The sequence below is a fragment of the Stenotrophomonas sp. 63632_Sma genome (genome assembly GCF_056482875.1).
In genome coordinates this window covers 3,825,277-3,844,026 of the sequence record NZ_CM151220.1, presented here as the reverse complement: position 1 = coordinate 3,844,026, position 18,750 = coordinate 3,825,277, and the positions used below count along the sequence as shown (strand labels likewise).

At 67.3% G+C, this 18,750-nt stretch carries 18 protein-coding genes; 12 read left to right on the top strand and 6 right to left on the bottom strand.

Features of this window, described 5'->3' with window-relative positions:
- Positions 1–116: 116 nt before the first annotated feature.
- Complete coding sequence (locus ACZK45_RS17880) at positions 117–3,035, top strand: TonB-dependent receptor (protein WP_478445024.1); 2,919 nt, start codon at positions 117–119, stop codon at positions 3,033–3,035.
- Positions 3,036–3,131: 96 nt separating this feature from the next.
- On the opposite strand, the gene ACZK45_RS17875 is transcribed toward ACZK45_RS17880, so the two are convergent.
- Positions 3,132–3,389, bottom strand: a complete 258-nt coding sequence (locus ACZK45_RS17875) for a DUF2789 domain-containing protein (RefSeq protein ID WP_006390068.1) — start codon at positions 3,387–3,389, stop codon at positions 3,132–3,134.
- 106 nt (positions 3,390–3,495) lie between these two features.
- Here ACZK45_RS17875 and ACZK45_RS17870 point away from each other — a divergent pair, with 106 nt between their 5' ends.
- From ACZK45_RS17870 to ACZK45_RS17850, 5 genes are read left to right on the top strand one after another with little or no spacing between them, the layout of a single operon-like run.
- A complete protein-coding gene (locus ACZK45_RS17870) occupies positions 3,496–4,083 on the top strand; it encodes a biliverdin-producing heme oxygenase (protein ID WP_049400694.1) in 588 nt (195 codons plus the stop codon).
- Positions 4,084–4,114: 31 nt separating this feature from the next.
- On the top strand, positions 4,115–4,582 hold the full coding sequence (locus ACZK45_RS17865; RefSeq protein ID WP_478445023.1) for a YbaN family protein: 468 nt from the start codon (positions 4,115–4,117) through the stop codon (positions 4,580–4,582).
- Positions 4,569–5,297: a tonB-system energizer ExbB gene (gene exbB / locus ACZK45_RS17860; protein WP_478445022.1), complete on the top strand. Its 729-nt coding sequence runs from the start codon at positions 4,569–4,571 to the stop codon at positions 5,295–5,297. The genes ACZK45_RS17865 and exbB overlap by 14 nt, the downstream gene beginning before the upstream one ends.
- 9 nt (positions 5,298–5,306) lie before the next feature.
- Positions 5,307–5,732 carry a TonB system transport protein ExbD gene (exbD, locus tag ACZK45_RS17855; protein WP_336685638.1) on the top strand — a complete coding sequence of 142 codons (426 nt, stop codon included), beginning with the start codon at positions 5,307–5,309 and terminating at the stop codon, positions 5,730–5,732.
- Positions 5,729–6,448: an energy transducer TonB gene (locus ACZK45_RS17850; protein WP_478445021.1), complete on the top strand. Its 720-nt coding sequence runs from the start codon at positions 5,729–5,731 to the stop codon at positions 6,446–6,448. Before exbD ends, ACZK45_RS17850 begins: the two co-directional genes overlap by 4 nt.
- A 93-nt stretch (positions 6,449–6,541) precedes the next feature.
- On the opposite strand, the gene ACZK45_RS17845 is transcribed toward ACZK45_RS17850, so the two are convergent.
- A complete protein-coding gene (locus ACZK45_RS17845) occupies positions 6,542–8,569 on the bottom strand; it encodes a sodium-translocating pyrophosphatase (protein WP_478445020.1) in 2,028 nt (675 codons plus the stop codon).
- 310 nt (positions 8,570–8,879) lie between these two features.
- On the opposite strand from ACZK45_RS17845, the gene ACZK45_RS17840 reads away from it, so the two are divergent.
- The gene (locus ACZK45_RS17840) at positions 8,880–9,383 is read left to right on the top strand and encodes a hypothetical protein (RefSeq protein ID WP_032128388.1); all 504 of its coding nucleotides are present in this window, start codon (positions 8,880–8,882) and stop codon (positions 9,381–9,383) included.
- Positions 9,384–9,548: 165 nt separating this feature from the next.
- Here ACZK45_RS17840 and ACZK45_RS17835 read toward each other — a convergent pair whose 3' ends face one another.
- The 3 genes from ACZK45_RS17835 to ACZK45_RS17825 all read right to left on the bottom strand — a co-directional run bounded on the left by ACZK45_RS17835 (position 9,549) and on the right by ACZK45_RS17825 (position 12,315).
- Positions 9,549–9,938, bottom strand: a complete 390-nt coding sequence (locus ACZK45_RS17835) for a DUF488 domain-containing protein (RefSeq protein ID WP_032128407.1) — start codon at positions 9,936–9,938, stop codon at positions 9,549–9,551.
- A gap of 120 nt (positions 9,939–10,058) precedes the next feature.
- Positions 10,059–10,853, bottom strand: a complete 795-nt coding sequence (locus ACZK45_RS17830; protein ID WP_049400701.1) for a hypothetical protein — start codon at positions 10,851–10,853, stop codon at positions 10,059–10,061.
- Between the two features lie 205 nt (positions 10,854–11,058).
- Positions 11,059–12,315 carry a 6-phosphofructokinase gene (locus ACZK45_RS17825; RefSeq protein WP_032128386.1) on the bottom strand — a complete coding sequence of 419 codons (1,257 nt, stop codon included), beginning with the start codon at positions 12,313–12,315 and terminating at the stop codon, positions 11,059–11,061.
- 136 nt (positions 12,316–12,451) lie between these two features.
- Here ACZK45_RS17825 and ACZK45_RS17820 point away from each other — a divergent pair, with 136 nt between their 5' ends.
- The 3 genes from ACZK45_RS17820 to ACZK45_RS17810 all read left to right on the top strand — a co-directional run bounded on the left by ACZK45_RS17820 (position 12,452) and on the right by ACZK45_RS17810 (position 15,283).
- Positions 12,452–13,015: an adenylate kinase gene (locus tag ACZK45_RS17820; RefSeq protein WP_032128385.1), complete on the top strand. Its 564-nt coding sequence runs from the start codon at positions 12,452–12,454 to the stop codon at positions 13,013–13,015.
- Positions 13,016–13,343: 328 nt separating this feature from the next.
- Complete coding sequence (mpl, locus tag ACZK45_RS17815; protein WP_317217890.1) at positions 13,344–14,708, top strand: UDP-N-acetylmuramate:L-alanyl-gamma-D-glutamyl-meso-diaminopimelate ligase; 1,365 nt, start codon at positions 13,344–13,346, stop codon at positions 14,706–14,708.
- A complete protein-coding gene (locus ACZK45_RS17810) occupies positions 14,705–15,283 on the top strand; it encodes an LON peptidase substrate-binding domain-containing protein (protein ID WP_032128383.1) in 579 nt (192 codons plus the stop codon). Before mpl ends, ACZK45_RS17810 begins: the two co-directional genes overlap by 4 nt.
- A gap of 96 nt (positions 15,284–15,379) precedes the next feature.
- Here ACZK45_RS17810 and ACZK45_RS17805 read toward each other — a convergent pair whose 3' ends face one another.
- On the bottom strand, positions 15,380–17,374 hold the full coding sequence (locus ACZK45_RS17805) for a bifunctional DedA family/phosphatase PAP2 family protein (RefSeq protein WP_049421707.1): 1,995 nt from the start codon (positions 17,372–17,374) through the stop codon (positions 15,380–15,382).
- An 85-nt stretch (positions 17,375–17,459) separates the two neighbouring features.
- Between ACZK45_RS17805 and ACZK45_RS17800 the strand changes: the two genes are divergently transcribed.
- Together ACZK45_RS17800 and ACZK45_RS17795 are read left to right on the top strand one after the other, a co-directional pair.
- Positions 17,460–18,122 carry a serine/threonine-protein kinase gene (locus tag ACZK45_RS17800; protein WP_253145201.1) on the top strand — a complete coding sequence of 221 codons (663 nt, stop codon included), beginning with the start codon at positions 17,460–17,462 and terminating at the stop codon, positions 18,120–18,122.
- 14 nt (positions 18,123–18,136) lie between these two features.
- The gene (locus tag ACZK45_RS17795) at positions 18,137–18,625 is read left to right on the top strand and encodes a DUF2867 domain-containing protein (RefSeq protein WP_430541985.1); all 489 of its coding nucleotides are present in this window, start codon (positions 18,137–18,139) and stop codon (positions 18,623–18,625) included.
- Positions 18,626–18,750: the final 125 nt, after the last annotated feature.

Sequence of the window (18,750 nt, the reverse complement as noted above, 5' to 3'; positions counted from 1 at the left end):
GCGCTTTCATCCGTCTTACTCCGCGAACGTACCCGCCGCCGCCAGTACGTCGCCGTGTCCGCCCGTGTTGCGGATGTCGCCGCGCCCGCGGCACCGATTACCTGACAGGTTCCCCCATGTTCGATTTCCATCGTCCGGGCCGCATGCCGCGCCCGTCCCGCCTGTGCATCGCCCTGCTGGCGGCCGGCCTGGCCAGCGCCGCGCCCTCCGTACTCGCGCAGGATGCCAGCGGTGACCACGCTGCCCTGCAGCGCTTCGATATCCCCGCGCAGCCACTGGACGAGGCGCTGCGCAGCTACATGCGCCAGTCCGGCGTGCAGGTCGTGTACCCGGCCACTCTGGCCCGGGGTGTGACCTCGCGTGCGGTCAGCGGCAGCCTGTCGGCCAGCGAGGCTTTGCAGCACCTGCTGCAGGGCAGTGGCCTGGCGGTGCGCCGGGTCAGTGCCGATGCGGTGACCCTGGAAGCGGCAGCGTCGGCGCAGGCCGACAGCGGTGTGATCGTCACCGATACGCTGAGCGTGGCCGGCGACCGTATCGACAGCGGCGCAACCAGCGACGAGGCGCGCCTGCTCGACGGCTATCGCAGCGTCGGCTCCACCACCACGCTCAACCGCACGCACCTGGAGCGATTCCGCGGTACGTCCAACGGCGACATCGTCAAGGGCGTGGCTGGCGTCACCGCCGGTGATCCGCGCGTTGGCAACGGCTTTGACGTCAACATCCGTGGCATCCAGGGCCAGGGCCGCGTGCCGGTGATCATCGACGGTGGCCAGTCCAGCATGGATACCTACCGTGGTTATGCCGGCCAGTCGCAGCGCACCTACCTCGACCCGGACCTGATCTCCAGCCTGACCATCACCAAGGGCCCGAGCCTGCAGGCCAACGCCTCCGGTGGCATCGGCGGCGTGGTCGAGATGGAGACGCTGAAGATCGGTGACGTGCTGCGCGAAGGCCGGGACTTCGGCGTGCGCGTGCGTGGCGGCCTGGCCAACAACAGCGCCAACAACCTGCCGTCCTACAGCGCCGCGCCGCGCACCGACCGCAGCGCCACCGGCAGCCAGTTCTTCAACGTGGCTGCTGCGGGACACTGGGATCGCTTCGATCTGGTTGCCGCCTACGCCTACCGCGACAACGGCAACTACTTCTCCGGCAAGCATGGCTACGATGACTTCCCGCAGACCCGGCGCACGCTGGCGCCGCTGAACCCGCCGCGTACCGAGGTGTTCAATACCTCGGCGCGCTCGAAGTCGGCGCTGCTCAAGGGCACCTGGCGCATCGACGATGCACAGACCCTGGAAGCGGGCTACCGCCGCTACGAGGGCACCGCCGGCGAGATCATGGCCTCGCAGATCATCCGTGTGGATCGTGACCGCATTCCGCAATGGGACCCGGGCCACGTCGACATGGACAGCTACACCCTGCGCTATCGCTTCAACCCGGACAGCGAGCTGGTCGACCTGCGCGTCAACGCCACGTACACCGATACCGACAGCGTGATGTACAACAGCCTGACCGGCATCACCCCCTGGTACTTCGATCGCCGCACCGAGTGGTACGACGCGCCCAGCTTCAGTGGCGACCCCGGTTACAAGGATGCCTACCGCAATCCGCTGCGGCAGAAGCGCTTCGGCCTGGATGCCAGCAATACCTCGAAGTTCGATACCCGCGCCGGTGCATTCACCCTCGACTACGGCCTGTCCTACAGCGATGAGGACATTGCACCTGGCAGCTCGGGGCCGGTCATGCACGATGACCTGATCAACAACCGCTTCCTGCGCAACGCCGAGCGCAAGGAATACAGTGCCGTGGCCTCGCTGAAGTGGCAGCCCGATGAGCATTGGGAACTGCTGGCCGGCGGCCGCTGGAACCGCGTGGATGTGCATGACCGCAACCGCCTGGCCACGCCCGATGCCTACGAGGTGCAGGGCCAGTACCGCTACACCGAGCTGCTCAATGGCAACCCGGCGCTGCCGTCGTGGCGGGCCAAGCGCATCGCGCTGCTGAACTGGTATCCGGACGCCAACGGCAATTTCACCCAGGAATCGCTGCTGGCTTCACCGTACAAGAAGGGTACGGTGGGCGACATCGGTGGCTGGAACTTCTACGACGCCGGCAAGGCGCAGGACCTGGAGGTGCCGGTCAGCTGGAGCTGGTCGCAGCCGATCCGTCGCCGCGACACCGCGTTCTCGCCGACCGCCAGCGTGGCCTACCGCTTCAGCGAAGACACCATGGTCTACGTGAAGTACGCCGAAGGCACCAAGCTGCCGAGCCTGTTCGAGACCACGCTGGGCCTGTTCACCGCCGCCAAGCCGGTGGGCGAGCTGAAGCCGGAGCGCGCGCGCAGCTGGGAAATCGGAGCCAGCACCATCCGCTATGACCTGTTCACCGCCGGCGACCGCCTGGCGCTGAAGCTGGCGTATTTCGATACCCGCATCGACGACCTGATCACCCGTGACTACCGCACGCTCTCGGCCGGCCTGATCCGCAACGTCGACCAGTTCAAGGTCTCGGGCATGGAGTTCCAGTCCAGCTATGACAGCGGCAAGGTATTTGCTGATCTGTCCGCGCACTATTACTTCAAGGCCAAGACCTGCGCACCGGACATCGCAGCCGAGCGCCGTGCCTATGGTGCACAGCGCAGGAACGATGAACTGGCCAACACGCCGAACTGCGTGGACGGCGGCTTCGAGGGCTCGTACACCAATACCCAGAACCCGCCGCGCTACATGGTCAACCTGACCCTGGGCTCGCGCCTGTTCGACGAGCGCCTGACGTTCGGCACCCGCGTGGTCCACAACGCCGGCCCGATCAGCAAGCTGGACAAGGACTGGAACGTGGGTCTGTCGGCGATCCAGCAGCTGTACCGGCCGACCACCCTGGTCGACCTGTTCGCCAGCTGGAGCTTCAACGACCAGCTGTCGGTGGAGGCGGGCGTGGACAACGTCACCGACCGCTACTACCTGGATCCGCTGGCGCTGGGCGTGATGCCGGCCCCGGGCCGTACCGCGAGGCTGGCGCTGACCTGGAAGTACTGATCGTCGGGGTCGGATCCCTTTCCTGCAGAAAGGGCTCTGACCCCAGCGGGAGACAACGGTAGCGCCGGGCCATGCCCGGCGCCTTCCTCCAGCCAGTTACAGCCCGGTCGCCGCCTTCACGGCATCTTCGTGCAGCGACTCGTTCAGCTCATCCACCACCGTGGTCCATGCCGCATCGGCCTGCAGCGACTCGGACAGGAACTGGCGCTGGGCATCGTTCCAGTACGGCGCTTCGACCACTTCCACATCGGTGGCCAGCTGGTGTTCGCGGATGAAGCGGGCGATGCCCTCGGCGCTGGCATCCAGGCCCAGCTGCAGGAACAGGTTGGTCATGCGCGGTTCGGTGGTGATCATCGTCGGTTCCTGCGGGAAGAAGGGATACGCCATTATCGGTGCACATGGCCTTGGGGAAAGCCCCGTGGCGAACGTCTACAGCAGGACGACCCCCTTGGCATCCCCCATGAACGCACACATCGCCCCTGAAGACAGCCGCAGCCTGCGGCTCAAGGCCGCCACCCGCGACAGCCATGGCGCGCTGGACAAGCGCATCATGGCCGGCGACATCTTCGCCGACCGCAGCAACTTCGCCCGTTTCCTGCGCGTGCAGTACCGCTTTCATCGCAGCATCGATGCGCTGTATGCCAACCCTGCGCTGGATGCACTGCTGCCGGACCTGGGCGAGCGCCGCCGCCTGACCCAGGTGGCGCGCGACCTGCAGGATCTGGAGCAGACCCTGCCGGGGGCCGACATCGCGGCGTTGCCGTCCGATCTGGAGCTACCCGCCGCATTGGGGTGGCTGTATGTGGCCGAAGGCTCCAATCTCGGCGGCACCATTCTGTACAAGATGGCTGCCAAGCTCGGCCTGGATCGTGATTTCGGCGCCCGCCACCTGGCCGCACACCCGGATGGCGCGGCGCGCCACTGGCGTGAATTCACCGCTGCGCTGGATGCGGTGCCGCTGAGCGCCGAGCAGGAGCAGCAGGTGATCGATGCGGCGGACGCCGCCTTCCGCAGCGTGCACGGCCACGTTGAAGTGGAATTCGCCTGATGCACGCCTCCCGCCTATCGGCGCAACGCTGATGCGCTGGCTCTGGTTCGCGCTGGGCTGGCTGATGGTCGGCCTCGGGGTGATCGGCGCGCTGCTGCCGGTGATGCCGACCACCATCTTCCTGATCCTGGCCGTGGGCTGCTTCGCGCGCGGTTCGCCGAAGTTCGAGCAACGCCTGCTGGCGCACCCGCGCTACGGCCCGTCACTGCGACTGTGGCGCGAGCAGGGCGCGGTGTCGCGCAAGGGCAAGGCGTTTGCCAGCGCCGGCATGGCGGTGGGCTTCGCGCTGTTCTGCTGGGGCGCACATCCGTCCTGGCGGCTGCTGCTGGGCGTGGGCCTGTTCTTCGCGGTCAGCGCCGGCTACGTGCTCAGTCGGCCCGCACCGCGGCTGGAGCCCAACCCGGTCGTGGAAGTGGACGACGCCAATGATCCGCGCTCGGCACGCCGCCGTGCAGCGACCCCTGATGCTGATGGAAAACGAGACGATGCTGCCTGCTGACCTGGCCCCCGTGGCTGCTCCTGCACTGACCCCGTGGGGCATGTACCTGGCCGCCGATGTGGTGGTGAAAACGGTGATGATCGCGCTGGCACTGGCGTCGCTGGCCACCTGGACCGTGCTGCTGGCCAAGGGGTGGGAGCTGGCCCGGCAGGGCCGGCAGCTGCGTGCAGCGCGCGCGCTGCTGCCGCAGGCGCCGAGCCTGCCCGGCGGGAGCGTGGAGGCCAGCCTGCAGCAGGGCACCGCACTCGCCATGCTGGACGCAGCGCGCACCGAACTGCGCCTGTCGCAGGAACTGGATAGCCGCGACGGCATCAAGGAGCGCGTGGCCTCGCGCCTGGACCGCATTGAACTGGAAACCGCGCGCATGCAGCGGCGCGGCATCGGCGTGCTGGCCAGCATCGGCGCGGTGGCGCCGTTCGTCGGCCTGTTCGGTACGGTGTGGGGCATCATGAACAGTTTCATCGGCATCGCCCAGAGCAACACCACCAACCTGGCGGTGGTTGCGCCCGGCATCGCCGAGGCTCTGCTGGCGACCGCGCTGGGTCTGGTCGCAGCGGTTCCCGCCGTGCTGGTCTACAACCACTTCAGCCGCGTGCTGGCCGGCCTGCGGGGTCTGCTCGGTGATCTGTCGGCGGCCGTGCAGCAACTGGTCTCACGCGATCTCGATCGTGCCGTTCCGTGTACCGCAGCGGCGCCGCTGCGTGCGGTGCACTGAGGCGCGGCGATGGCGATCAGGACCGCGTCCGACCGTGACGATACGCCGGAAGAAGCGCATGAGATCAATGTCACGCCCTTCATCGACGTGATGCTGGTGCTGCTGATCATCTTCATGGTGGCCGCACCGCTGGCCACCGTGTCGGTGCCGGTGCAGCTGCCGGCCAGCAATGCCAGTGCCACGCCGCCGGAACAGGCACCGGTGTACGTGACCGTCCAGGCCGATCTGTCGCTGCGCGTTGGTGAACAGGCCGTGGCGCGCGACAGCCTGGCGGCTGCATTGCAGGCGGCCACTCACAGTGACACCACGCAGCGCATCTTCCTGCGTGCCGATACCCGTGTGCCCTATGGCGAACTGATGGCCACGCTGGATGCGCTGCGCGCGGCCGGCTACCTGAAGGTGGCGCTGGTCGGCCTGGAGCAGGGCGCACGATGAGTGGACTGCGGCGCTGGGTGACCAGCCTGGCGATCGTGCTGCTGGTGCATGCGCTGTTGATCGGCGCGGCCTGCTGGTGGGCGGCCCGTGCGCCAGCACTGGCTGCAACGGCGCCGCCCGCGGCACTGATGCTGGAACTGGCGCCGATGGCGCAGGCACCGCCGGCGCCGCCGCGCGAGGTCGCCACCGGGCCGCTGCAGCAGCAACAGCAGCGGCAGGCGCCGACGCCGGCCCTGCGTGAACAGCCCAAGGCGCCGGTGCAGCCGCAGGGTGAGCTGCCGCCGCCGCGTACACCGGAGCCGACGCCGTCGCCGGACACCGCTGACGCCAATGTCGCGCAGACCAGCGCACCGCCGCAGGTGGCGGCTGATGCGGCCACACGCTACACCGCACCGCAGACCACGGCGGGTGAGCGCAGTCGTGCCGAGGCGACCTGGGAAGGACGCCTGCTCGGGCACCTGCAGAAACACCGCCGCTATCCGCGCCAGGCCGAGCGGCTGCACCAGCAGGGTGTGGTCTACGTGCGCTTTGCGGTTGCCCGCGATGGCGCGGTCTCGGGCTTGAAACTGGGCCGCAGCAGTGGCTTCGCGCTGCTCGACCAGGAGACGCTGGACACCGTGCAGCGGGCCAGCCCGGTACCGGCGCCGCCGGCCGAAGTGGCCGGCGACCCGGTGGAAGTGATGGTGCCGGTGTCGTTCTTCCTGCGCGGGCGTTGACCTCGTAGCGTCGAGCTTGCTCGACCGCTCTTGCGGTGTGGGCCAGAAGCAGTAGAGCAAGCTCGACTCTACGGGTTTGCGTATGGTGTGGATCTACAGCAGCGGCACCAGCAGCAGCGCCACGATGTTGATGATCTTGATCAGCGGATTGATCGCCGGACCGGCGGTGTCCTTGTAGGGATCGCCGACGGTATCGCCGGTCACTGCCGCCTTGTGCGCCTCGCTGCCCTTGCCGCCGAAGTGGCCGTCTTCGATGTACTTCTTGGCGTTGTCCCAGGCGCCGCCGCCGGTGGTCATCGAAATGGCCACGAACAGGCCGGTCACGATCGTGCCGATCAGCAGGCCGCCCAGTGCGCGCGGCCCCAGCAGCAGGCCGACCACCACCGGCACCGCCACCGGCAGCAACGAGGGCACGATCATTTCGCGGATCGCCGAGCGGGTCAGCATGTCCACCGCCTTGTCGTACTGCGGCTTGCCGGTGCCCTGCATGATGCCGGGGATCTCGCGGAACTGGCGGCGCACTTCTTCCACCACCGCACCGGCGGCGCGGCCGACCGCTTCCATCGCCATCGCACCGAACAGGTAGGGAATCAGGCCGCCGATCAGCAGGCCGATGATCACCGTGTGGTCGCTGAGGTCGAAGCGGAATTCCTGCCCCGGATGTGCTGCCTGCAGGTTATGGGTGTAGTCGGCGAACAGCACCAGTGCCGCCAGTGCCGCAGAGCCGATCGCATAACCCTTGGTCACTGCCTTGGTGGTGTTGCCCACCGCATCCAGCGGATCGGTGATGTCGCGGATCTCCGAGGGCAGCTCGGCCATCTCGGCGATGCCACCGGCGTTGTCGGTGATCGGTCCATAGGCATCGAGGGCGACGATCATGCCGGCCATCGACAGCATCGCGGTGGCGGCGATGGCGATGCCGTACAGGCCCCCAAGCGCGAACGCGCCCCAGATTGCCGCACACACCGCCACCACCGGTAGCGCGGTGGACTTCATGGAAATGCCAAGGCCGGCGATGATGTTGGTGCCATGCCCAGTGGTCGAGGCCTGTGCCACGTGCTGCACCGGCTTGTACTGGGTGCCGGTGTAGTACTCGGTGATCCACACGATCAGGCCGGTCAGTACCAGCCCGATCAATGCGCAGCCATACAGCGCCATCGGCCCATGCACGTTGTCACTCATCAGCCCGGTGGTGATCGGGTAGAAGGCGATGGCGGCCAGAACGCCGGAGACGATCACGCCCTTGTACAGCGCGCCCATGATCGAGCCGCCTGGCTTCACCTTGACGAACAGTGCGCCGATGATCGAAGCGATGATCGATACGCCGCCCAGCACCAGCGGATACAGCACTGCATTGGCGCCGGCCTCGGCCAGCATCAGGCTGCCCAGCAGCATGGTGGCGATCACGGTGACCGCATAGGTCTCGAACAGGTCGGCGGCCATGCCGGCGCAGTCACCCACGTTGTCACCCACGTTGTCGGCGATCACCGCCGGGTTGCGCGGATCGTCCTCGGGAATGCCGGCTTCGACCTTGCCGACCAGGTCGGCACCTACGTCCGCGCCCTTGGTGAAGATGCCGCCGCCCAACCGCGCGAAGATCGAGATCAGCGAGGAGCCGAAGGCAAGGCCCACCAGGGCATGCAGCGCTTGTCCCATCGGCAGGCCCATGCGCAGCAGCAGTGCGTAGTAGCCGGCCACGCCCAGCAGGCCGAGGCCGACCACCAGCATGCCGGTGATCGCACCGCCGCGGAAGGCGACGTCCATCGCCGCGCTGATGCCGTGGCGGGCAGCTTCGGCGGTGCGCACGTTGGCGCGTACCGAGACGTTCATGCCGATGTAGCCGGCGGCACCGGACAGCACCGCGCCGATGGCGAAGCCGACTGCGGTGTACCAGCTGAGGAAGATGCCGACCAGCACGAACAGCACCACGCCGGCGACGCCGATGGTCAGGTACTGGCGGTTGAGGTAGGCACGCGCACCTTCCTGGATCGCGGTGGCGATCGCGACCATGCGTTCATTGCCGGTGGGTTGGCGCAGGATCCAGCGCGCCGAGACGATTCCGAACAGGATCGCGAGAATGGCGCAGCCCAGCGCCAGTGACAGCCCGTGACGTTCCAGCATTAGACCCCTCCGCAGAATGGATGGACAAGCATCCAGTGGCGATGAACTGCACCACGAGGGGGACGACGGGCTGCAGCCTGGAACCAACCCGTACCGACCTTGGTGGTCGTCCGACGTATGGCGGTGTTCAGCATTCCCTGGTGCCCGCAGTATGCGTGCCGCGCACTGTAGAGTCGAGCCGTGCTCGACTGGTTTTTACGAGCCCCGCCGCATGCCGCCAGTCCATGGGCATGATTCGAAAGCCACAGGCCTTTGCGCCCCGTTAAGCCAGCCTCTGCAAGCCTGCGCCCAGTCCCGTAGGAGATTCCCCATGCGCCTGTCCCTGTTGATGCTTGCCGCCCTGGTCCCGGCCGTACCGGCACTCGCCGCGGAAACCCCGGAGCTGCAGCGCGCCGTGGGTGCCCCCCAGGCCGTGGGCGCGGTGCACACCCTGCGGCAGATTCCCGAGGCCTGCGCGCGCCTGGAAGGTGCCTTCACCGGTCAGGCGGCCGAGCCGTATCGCTTCGCGCCGGTGCGGACCAGCGAGCAGTGCCAGCCGCGCGCGCGTTTCGTCGACTATGCCAAGGCGCAGCCAAGCGCCGACAAGGGCTGGAAGCTCAATGATGTGATCCGCGTACCCAATGCCGCGTGCCCGGCGCAGCAGGCGGTAGTGCGGGTGTGGCGCCTGCCGTCGAGCAACAAGGTCGAGCTGGACGGGCAGGGCCAGTCGCGCATCTATCTGGAAGAGGCCAAGAAGCAGGCCGCTGCCGGCCAGATTCCGCAGGTGACGATGTTCGCCGCGCAGCTGCAGATGGAAGGCAAGGCCTGCAATTGAGGCCGTCCAGCAGCGCGCATCAACTCATGGCGTGGATCTACTGACGTGCTTGGCGCTGCGCATCCACGCATGGCGTGGATCTACTTCGCTGCGCATCGGTAGTGCCGGGCCATGCCCGGCGGGCAACCTGGTAGTGCCGGCCGCTGGCCGGCAAACCTGCAATCATCACTCCGCCAGCGTCGCCCCGCGCGCCACCAGCAGCTCTCGCAGGGCCCTGCGATGGCAATGCGCTTCATCCTCGCAGTAGCATCCCACGCTGATGTCGCTGTGCTGTGACATCGCAGCCAGCAGGTCCAGCGCGTGGGCCGCGTCCGGCGCCTTCATCTCGGCCTTGTAGTGGCGGAAGAACGCATTCCAGTCGGCCGCGGTTTTCGCTTCGTGCGCCCGCTTTACCAGTTCCGCGCTGGGTGACAGGGTCGGGAACCAGACGTCGTACCAGTCCTGTTCCGCGAACTCACTGCGCGGCACGCCGCGTGGCGGCCGCCGCACGGTACCGATGCGCAGCCCTTCGCCGGGGTGGCGCGGCGTACCCAGTCGAACAACACGCAGTGCCATGATGACCTCCGGGCGGGGCATCCATCATCCTGCGATGCACGTGCGCCAGGTGTGAACCGCTGTGGAAACGAAAAGGCCCGGGCGCCTGCGCACCCGGGCCTTTTCCCATGCTGGCAGCGATCAGTTGCCGCGGCAGTCCTTCAACCACAACACACGACCAATCTGGTCGTAGCTGTCGACCACGCCGGTCAGCGTCACCTTCTCGCGCGGGCGCAGGGCCAGCGCATACGCGGCCTGGTTGGCTGCAAACGAGCAGGAAATGGCCACGCGCTCAAAGTCGATGCTGCCATCGCTGGGCAGGTCAAAGCTGGTGTTGTAGGTACCGCCACTGCGCAGCACGGAGGTGATGCGACCGGTGATGGCGTAGGTCTTGCCCTTGTAGCGCGGCTCGACCGCGGCCGGGTTGTCCTTGTTCTGGTTGCGCAGCTGGAAGCCGAAGCGGTCGGCGGCAATCGTTACCACCGACGCCTGCGGAGTGGCCTTGGCTGCCTGTTCGCCAGCCTTGCCCGGCTTGATCTGGTTGAGCAGCTTGCACATTTCTTCGCGCACGCCGTCGGCCGAGGCAATGGCGCCCTTGTTGACCTTCACCACCATGCCGACGGTGCCCTGGCCGCCTTCGGAGGTGGCACTGATGATCATCGGAATCGGCTTGTGGGCCATGGATTCCGGCTCTTCGATCAGCATCGAGCCGCCTTCCACGTCCTCGCTGAGGACGTCCATGTTGGCGTTCTTGGCGATCACCCGCATCTGGCCGATGGCACTGGCCACGGTCAGGTCCGGATGGGTGACCGATGAGGTGAAGGTCGTGCCGACGAAGGGATTGCCCTTCTTCTGGAAGTTGCTTTCGCAGGTTGCAGCGAAGGCCGGCGCGGCAGCACCGCACAGCAGCGCGGCGATCAGGATCGGGTGCTTCATGGTTACAGTCCTTGTGAAATGGCAGCACAGGCCCGGGCCTTGAAGGCCGGGCAGCGTCGAATCTGGCTTGCGGCGGCCCCTTTGCCCCGGGCCGGAGCCCGATTGTGGGGTGCTTCGGCGGCCGCCGCAATGTGCCCTGCGCTCCGCACAGGGCTCAGCACAGAGGGGCGTATACGACTTAATCCCCTCCGTCCCCTTTTTCGGCTCAGCCCTCGAAGGCCGGCAGCTTCTGCTTCACGGCCACGTTCTTCAGCGTCACGTACTTCGGCAGGCCGTCGGTGCCGTACGGCAGCGGGGCTTCGCCCTTGATCAGCGGCGACAGGTAGGCGCGTGCCTTGGCGGTGATGCCGAAGCCGTCGCGGCGGATGAAGCCGGCGGGCATCTTCTTTTCATGATTGGCGATCTTCGACAGCGGCGCCGCTTCGATCTTCCAGCGATAGGGCGCATCGGTGCTGCGCACGATCACCGGCATCACGCCGTTCTGGCCCTTCAGTGCCAGCTGCACGGCGGCCTTGCCGACCGCCTGCGCCTGCTCCCAGTCGGTCTTGCTGGCCAGGTGGCGGGCCGAGCGCTGCAGGTAGTCGGGCAGCGCCCAGTGCACCTTCAGGCCCAGCTGGTCCTTGACCCGGCCGGCCAGGTGCGCCGCCACGCCGCCCAGCTGCGAGTGACCGAACGAGTCCTTGCCGCCACCGGCGTCGGCGACGAAGCGGCCATCGGCGGTGGCGATGCCTTCCGACGCCACCACCACGCAGTAGCCGACGCGCTCGACCACCGCCTTGACCTTGGCCAGGAACGCCGCTTCGTCATAGGCGCGTTCGGGCAGCAGGATGATGTGCGGCGCTTCGTCATCGCCGTTGCCGGCCAGACCGGCGGCCGCAGCCAGCCAGCCGGCGTGGCGGCCCATGGCCTCGTAGATGAAGACGCGGGTGGAGGTCTCGGCCATTGCCGCCACGTCCAGCGCCGCTTCGCGCACCGACACGGCGGTGTACTTGGCCGCCGAGCCGAAGCCGGGGCAGGTGTCGGTCACCGCCAGGTCGTTGTCGATGGTCTTGGGTACACCGATGCAGGTCAGGTCATAGCCGGAGGCCTTGGCCAGCTGCGAGACCTTCAGCGCGGTGTCGGCCGAGTCGTTGCCGCCGTTGTAGAGGAACCAGCGCACATCGTGGGCCTGCAGCACCTGCAGCAGGCGGTCGTAGCGGGCGCGGTCGGCATCCAGCGATTTCAGCTTGACCCGGCACGAACCGAAGGCGCCGCCCGGGGTGTGGGCGAGGGCGCGGATGGCCGCAGCACTCTCCTTGCTGGTGTCGATCAGCTCCTCGCGCAGCGCGCCGAGGATGCCGTTGCGGGCAGCCAGGACCTTGATGCCCTTGGCCCGGGCCTGCTCGATCACCGCCGCTGCCGTGGCGTTGATGACCGCGGTGACACCGCCGGACTGGGCGTAGAGGAGAGTACCGTTGCGCATGCTTCTACCTGCTTGGGGGAGGGGACATTGCAGGGACATTACCCGGATGCGGTAAAGTGGCGCTATTGCGGTGCAGCGATACCGGTCCGTCCGGGACGCGAACCTTCTTTGTTTTCAACACGTTGGAGTCAGGTCAATGCGATTGGTTCTGTTGGGACCGCCCGGTTCGGGCAAGGGGACACAGGCGACGCGCCTGAAGGAAAAGCTGGGGATCGCCCACATTTCGACCGGTGACATGCTGCGCGCGGAAATCGCCGCGGGCACGGAGCTGGGCAAGCAGGCCAAGACGGTGATGGATGCCGGCAACCTGGTGTCGGACGACATCCTGCTGGGCATGCTGGAGTCGCGCCTGACCCAGGCCGATGTCGCCAAGGGCTTCATCCTCGATGGCTACCCGCGCAATGTGGCCCAGGCCAATGCGATGGACGGCCTGCTGGCCAAGATCGGCCAGCCGCTGGATGCCGTGGTGCAGCTGGACGTGGCCACCGAGCTGCTGGTCGAGCGCATCGCCGGTCGTGCCAAGGAACAGGGCCGCGCCGATGACACGCCGGAAGCGGTGCGCCAGCGCCTGCAGGTCTACAACGACCAGACCGCCCCGGTGGTCGACTTCTACGCCGGCCGTGGCACCCTGGCCCGCGTCGACGGCGTCGGTGAGCTGGACGAGATCGAAGCCCGCATCCTGGCGGCGATCAAGGGTTGATCCTGCAGGGCCGGTGCACTGCCGGTCTTTCGGGCGCAAAAAGCACAGGCCTGGTCCGCGAGGACCAGGCCTGTGTCGTTTGATAGGCGCCAGCAGAGGGCTTGCTCAGGGCCCCGCAGCATGAGCTCCCTTGGGGATGGCCTCTTGGGGAGTAGGACCGGTTCGGGTACTGCGGCTGGCAGTTCGAATTGTGTCCGGGTTCACAGAACATCGCTATCGGGATTTCCCTGACAGATGATTGGAGTTTTCTCACATCCTGTGTAGGACTTGTCTTACCCCGGATCGGACATTGGCCCTATACAGCCGTCATCGGTCACAATCCTCGGTCATGAGCAGCGTACATATCCTTGCAATCGCCGGCACCTTCATGGGCGGCGTGGCCGCCCTGGCGCGGGAACTGGGCCATACGGTCAGCGGCAGCGACCAGGCCATCTATCCGCCGATGTCGACCCAGCTCGAACAGCTGGGCATCACCCTGGACCAGGGTTACCGCGCCGACAGCGTGCCGGCCGGCACCAATGAGGTGGTGATCGGCAACGCGCTCTCGCGCGGCAACCCGGCCGTGGAGGCCGTGCTCGACGCCGGCCAGCGCTACATCTCCGGCGCCCAGTGGCTGTCCGAACAGGTGCTGCCGGGCCGCGACACCCTGGCCGTGGCCGGTACCCACGGCAAGACCACCACCACCACCATCCTCACCTGGCTGCTGGAAAGCGCCGGTCGTTCGCCCGGTTTCCTGATCGGCGGCGTCGCCGAGGATTTCGGCGTCTCCGCCCGCCTGGGCCAGGGCCGCGAGTTCGTGGTCGAGGCCGACGAGTACGACACCGCCTTCTTCGACAAGCGCAGCAAGTTCGTGCACTACCGGCCGCTGGTGGCCATCCTCAACAACCTTGAATACGACCACGCCGATATCTTCCCCGACGTGGCCGCGATCCAGCGCCAGTTCCACCATCTGGTGCGCACGGTGCCGGCGCGTGGCCGACTGATCGTCAACGGTGAGGATCAGCATCTGGCCGAAGTGCTGGCGATGGGCTGCTGGACCCCGGTCGAGCGCTTCGGATTCGATCCGTCGCTGGAATGGCATGCCGAACTACTGGCTGCCGATGGCAGTGCGTTCCGCGTGCACCATCGTGGGCAGGCGCTGGGCGACGTGCAGTGGTCGCTTCTGGGCCGTCACAACGTGCTCAACGGCCTGGCCGCGCTGGCCGCCGCGCATGCAGTGGGCGTGGCGCCGGCCGAGGTGATTCCGGCGCTGGCGCGCTTCCGCAGCGTCAAGCGCCGCATGGAAGTGATCGGCCAGCATGACGGCATCACCATTTACGACGACTTCGCCCATCACCCGACCGCGATCGCCACCACATTGGAAGGCCTGCGTGCCAAGGTGGGTGATGCGCGCATCGTGGTCGCGATGGAGCCGCGCAGCAATTCGATGCGGCTGGGCGCACATGCGCAGGCGCTGGCACCGTCGCTGGCGCTGGCCGATGAAGTGGTGTTCCTGCATCGTCCGGAACTGGCCTGGGATGCCGCTGCGGTGATCGCTGCGGTACGTGGCGAAGCCCACGCGGTGCCCGATACCGACGCATTGCTGGCGCAGCTGCAGTCCAGCGCGCGCAGCGGCGACCACGTGGTGTTCATGTCCAACGGTGGCTTCGACGGTGCACCGCGCCGTTTCCTGGCCGCGCTGCAGGCCCGATGAGCGTCGACGGTTCGCTGCCGCTGTTTCCGCTGCACACCACGCTGGTGCCGGGTGCGGCGGTGGGCCTGCGCGTGTTCGAGCGCCGCTATCTGGACCTGGTCCGCGACAGCGGCCGCAGTGGTGAGGGGTTTGGTGTCTGTCTGATCCTCGATGGCGAGGAAGTCGGCGCACCAGCAACGCCGGCCGCCTATGGCGTGCAGGTACGCATCGAAGACTTCGATGTCGGCGCCGACGGCGTGCTGCAGTTGCGCCTGCGTGGCACCCGCCGCTTCCATGTCGAGCGCACCCGCGTACGCGACAACGGCCTGGTGGTGGCCGACGTGCGTTGGTGCGATGAAGACCCCGATGACGAATTGCGGCCGCAGCATGCGCTGCTGGCCACGGTGCTGGGGCACATCATCGAACAGGCCGGCGAGGCCTATGCGCCGGCCAACCCGGCATTGCTGGACCAGGCCAGCTGGGTCGGCTGGCGGCTGGCCGAACTGCTGCCACTGAGCGAGCAGCAGCGCCTGCAGCTGCTGCAGATGGATGACCCGCACCAGCGGTTGCAGCAATTGCTGGGCTGGATGCCGTAACCGGAAAACGCCAACCAAGGTTGGCCACTACCAGAGCGCAGCGGAACCGGGAAACGCCAACCAAGGTTGGCGACTACCAGAGAAGCACCGGCTCGATCACGGCATGGTCTTCAACCGCAACACCGGCAGCCCGGTTTCGCTGTGCACATCCTCCCGCTGCGGCAGGTCCTGCACGGCGTCCTTCACCGCGTTCAACGCCGGGTCGACACCCCGCAGCGGGTGCCACATGCCGATCCATTCGAAGTGGCGCTCGTAACGCAGGGTCTGTGCACTGCCCAGCCACAGCGGCGTGTTGCCCGGCTGCAGCTGCGCGGGTGCCGGCCACAGGCGCAGCACATAGCGCTCATCCGGCTTCGCGCCCTGGCGCACCATCAGCAAGGCTTCCACGCGGGTGTCCAGCGTTGCCGGCAATACCGGCAGCTCATCGGCGCCGGTGTTCTTGTCCAGCATCAGCAGCGCCTGCTGCCAGCCGGCCTGCTCCTGCCGCTTCCAGCCGCGGGCTTCCAGCTGCGCCTGCAGCGGCGCCAGCGGGCCCGCCACCTGCACGTCCAGCGGCCAGCGCTGGTCGTCGTCGAACTCGTTGCGGCGCGCCGGCAGCGTGGCCCAGTCGTGCTGCCACCAGGCTTGCGCATCCATCGCCTGCGGTGCCGGCAGGGTCGGCTCGAACCGCTCCAGCTTCACCGGAATGTGGCGCGGCGCGTACCACATCGCCGCCACGGCGAAGACGCCGTAGAACAGCCAGGCCACCGGCTTCACCCAGAACGAGCGGTTGAAGCGGCGGCGGTAGGCGATGCCCAGCACCAGCAGCCAGAACGTGCCGAACAGCATGCCGCCGATCACATCGCTCAGCCAATGCGCGCCCAGGTACAGGCGAGAGAAGCCGATCAGGCTGACCACGATGCCCGACACCAGGTACGGCCAGACGCGGGTGCGACCCGGCATCTCGCGGGCGATCAGCACCGCGAAGAAACCGAAGGTGATGGTGGCCATGGTCACCGATACCGACGGGAAGCCAAAGCCGCTGCTGGCATCGACCGGGCGCACCACATCCACGGTGGCGCCGAGCAGCATGGTCAGGGCCAGGCCGAAGGCAAGCGCGGCCAGCCAGTGCGCGGCGGCCATCCAGCGCCGGCGCCAGATCAGGTAGCCCATCGCCGCCGCGGTGGCCGGCAGCAGTACCTGCCAGGCGCCCAGCGATGCCAGTGCGGCCATCGGGTAGTCGGCCAGCGGGTTGCGCAGCGCCAGCATGGCCTGGTGCACCAGCAGGTCGATCGCCAGCGGCTCGCCGTGTGCGACCACCACGGTCAGCAACGCGAACCAGCCCCAGCCCAGTACCAGCAGCATCAACGCCAGCATCGCCAGCGGCACCGATTCGCGGCGCTTGGGATCAAGCACGCCAACGGTGTAGCGGCCCAGCGTCGGGTGACGGTTGGACCAGTCCAGCAGCCGCGCCAGCCAGTTGTCCATGCGCGCGGCCGACCAGCGATAGCCGTACAGAACGATGGCCCAGACCAGGCCGAGGATCACCGCCAGCAGGCCGACCACCACCACCAGTCGTCCGGCCACGGCGGCCACGGCGTCATACGCCTCGCCAAGAATCCAGCCCGGCGCCAGGAACAGCACCGCCCAGGAGATGCTGGCGATGCCGCTGGCCTGCACGTAACGGCTGGCGGGCATCTTCATCATGCCGGCGATGGCCGGCACGAACGGTCGGATCGCGCCGACGTAGCGTGCGATCAGGATGCTTTTGAAGGCGTTGCGGCGGAACAGGTTCTCGCCGCGGTCGAGCAGCTGCGGGTAGCGGCTGAACGGCCACACGCCGCGCAGGCGGTCACCCCAGCGGCGGCCGATCCAGTAACTGATACCGTCGCCGGCAAATGCGCCCAGGGCTGCAGCCGCCACCGCGTACGGCCCGGAGATCTGGCCCAGGCCGATGAACACGCCCACCGCGAACAGCAGCGGCAGCGCCGGCACGATGGCGCCAAGAATGATCACCGCATCGCAGAAGGCGATGAGGAAGATAACAGCACCCGCCAGCACGGGGTGAGCGGCAATCCACGCGAGCGTGGCGTCGATCCATGAAGAGTCCATTGCCCGATTATAGGGGCGTGAAGGTGACTGGTTCCCAGCCGCTTCGTGACCGTTTGCAACCGGCGCCTTCGCCTAGAATGTGCCCATGCCGCATACGCCAGACGCTCCATCGCATGCTTTGAAGGCCGACAGCTTCGGCCAGATTCTTCTTGTGAAAGGGCCCGATGGCCCCTTCGTGCGCCGTGATCTGGGCGCCACGCCGCTGTGGCTGCGGCTGCCGGCCTGGTGGCTGGCCCGCCGCGAAGCACGCGCGCTGCGCCACATCCACGGCATGGCCGATGTGCCGCAGCTGCTGGCGTGGGATGGCCGTCACCTCGACCGCAGCTTCATGGCCGGCGATGCCATGTACCAGCGTCCACCACGCGGTGACCTGGCCTGGTTCCGCTCGGCGCGTCGGCTGCTGCAGCAGCTGCACCGCAATGGCGTGGCCCACAACGATCTGGCCAAGGAAGCCAACTGGCTGGTCACCGAAGACGGTCGTCCAGCGCTGATCGACTTCCAGCTGGCGGTGATCGGCAACCCGCGCTCGCGCTGGATGCGGCTGCTGGCCCGCGAGGACCTGCGCCACCTGCTCAAGCACAAGCGCATGTATTGCCGCGAGTCGCTCACCCCGGTGGAGAAGCGGTTGCTCAAGCGCACCTCGTGGGTGCGCGAACTGTGGTTTGCTACCGGCAAGCCGGTCTATCGCTTCGTCACCCGCCGCATCCTGCATTGGGAAGACAACGAAGGGCAGGGGCCGAAGCCGTGAGCAGTGCGTCCGTCGTGAGCAGGCCGCCAACTGCCTGCAGCGTGCTGCGTGCGCAGTTGCCCGGTGCCGACTTCGTGCACGCCTGCCAGGCGACGACCCGTCGCGATGGGCGCTCGGCCCTGCAGGCCTATCGCGATATGGCGGCGACCATTCCCGGCTGGTTCGATGGGCTGATGGCACTGCGCAATCGCGGCATGCGCCTGCTCGGCATGAAGCACCTGGGCTCGTTGCGTGCGGTGCAGGATGTTGAGGATCCTCAACCCGGCCAGCGGCTGGGCATCTTCACCCTGCAGTCGCTGGACGACGATGCCATCGTGCTGGAAGACGACGACCGCCACCTGCGCGTGCAGCTGGCGCTGCAGTGGCAGGGCGATGTGCTGGAAGTGGCGACGGTGGTGCATACGCACAACGCGTTCGGGCGCGTGTACATGCTGCCGGTTGCGCCCGTGCATCGGCTGATCGTGCCGCATCTGCTGGAGAAGCAGGTGCAGTTGTACCGGTAGAAACACGCCATGCGTGGATGCTGTTCGCAATTCAATGATTGCGCACAGACGCCAGATAATTGGCGCTGAAAACATCTTTCATCTGCTCGTGGTACTCACCTAGAATCGAGAGCGAGAGAGTCGCA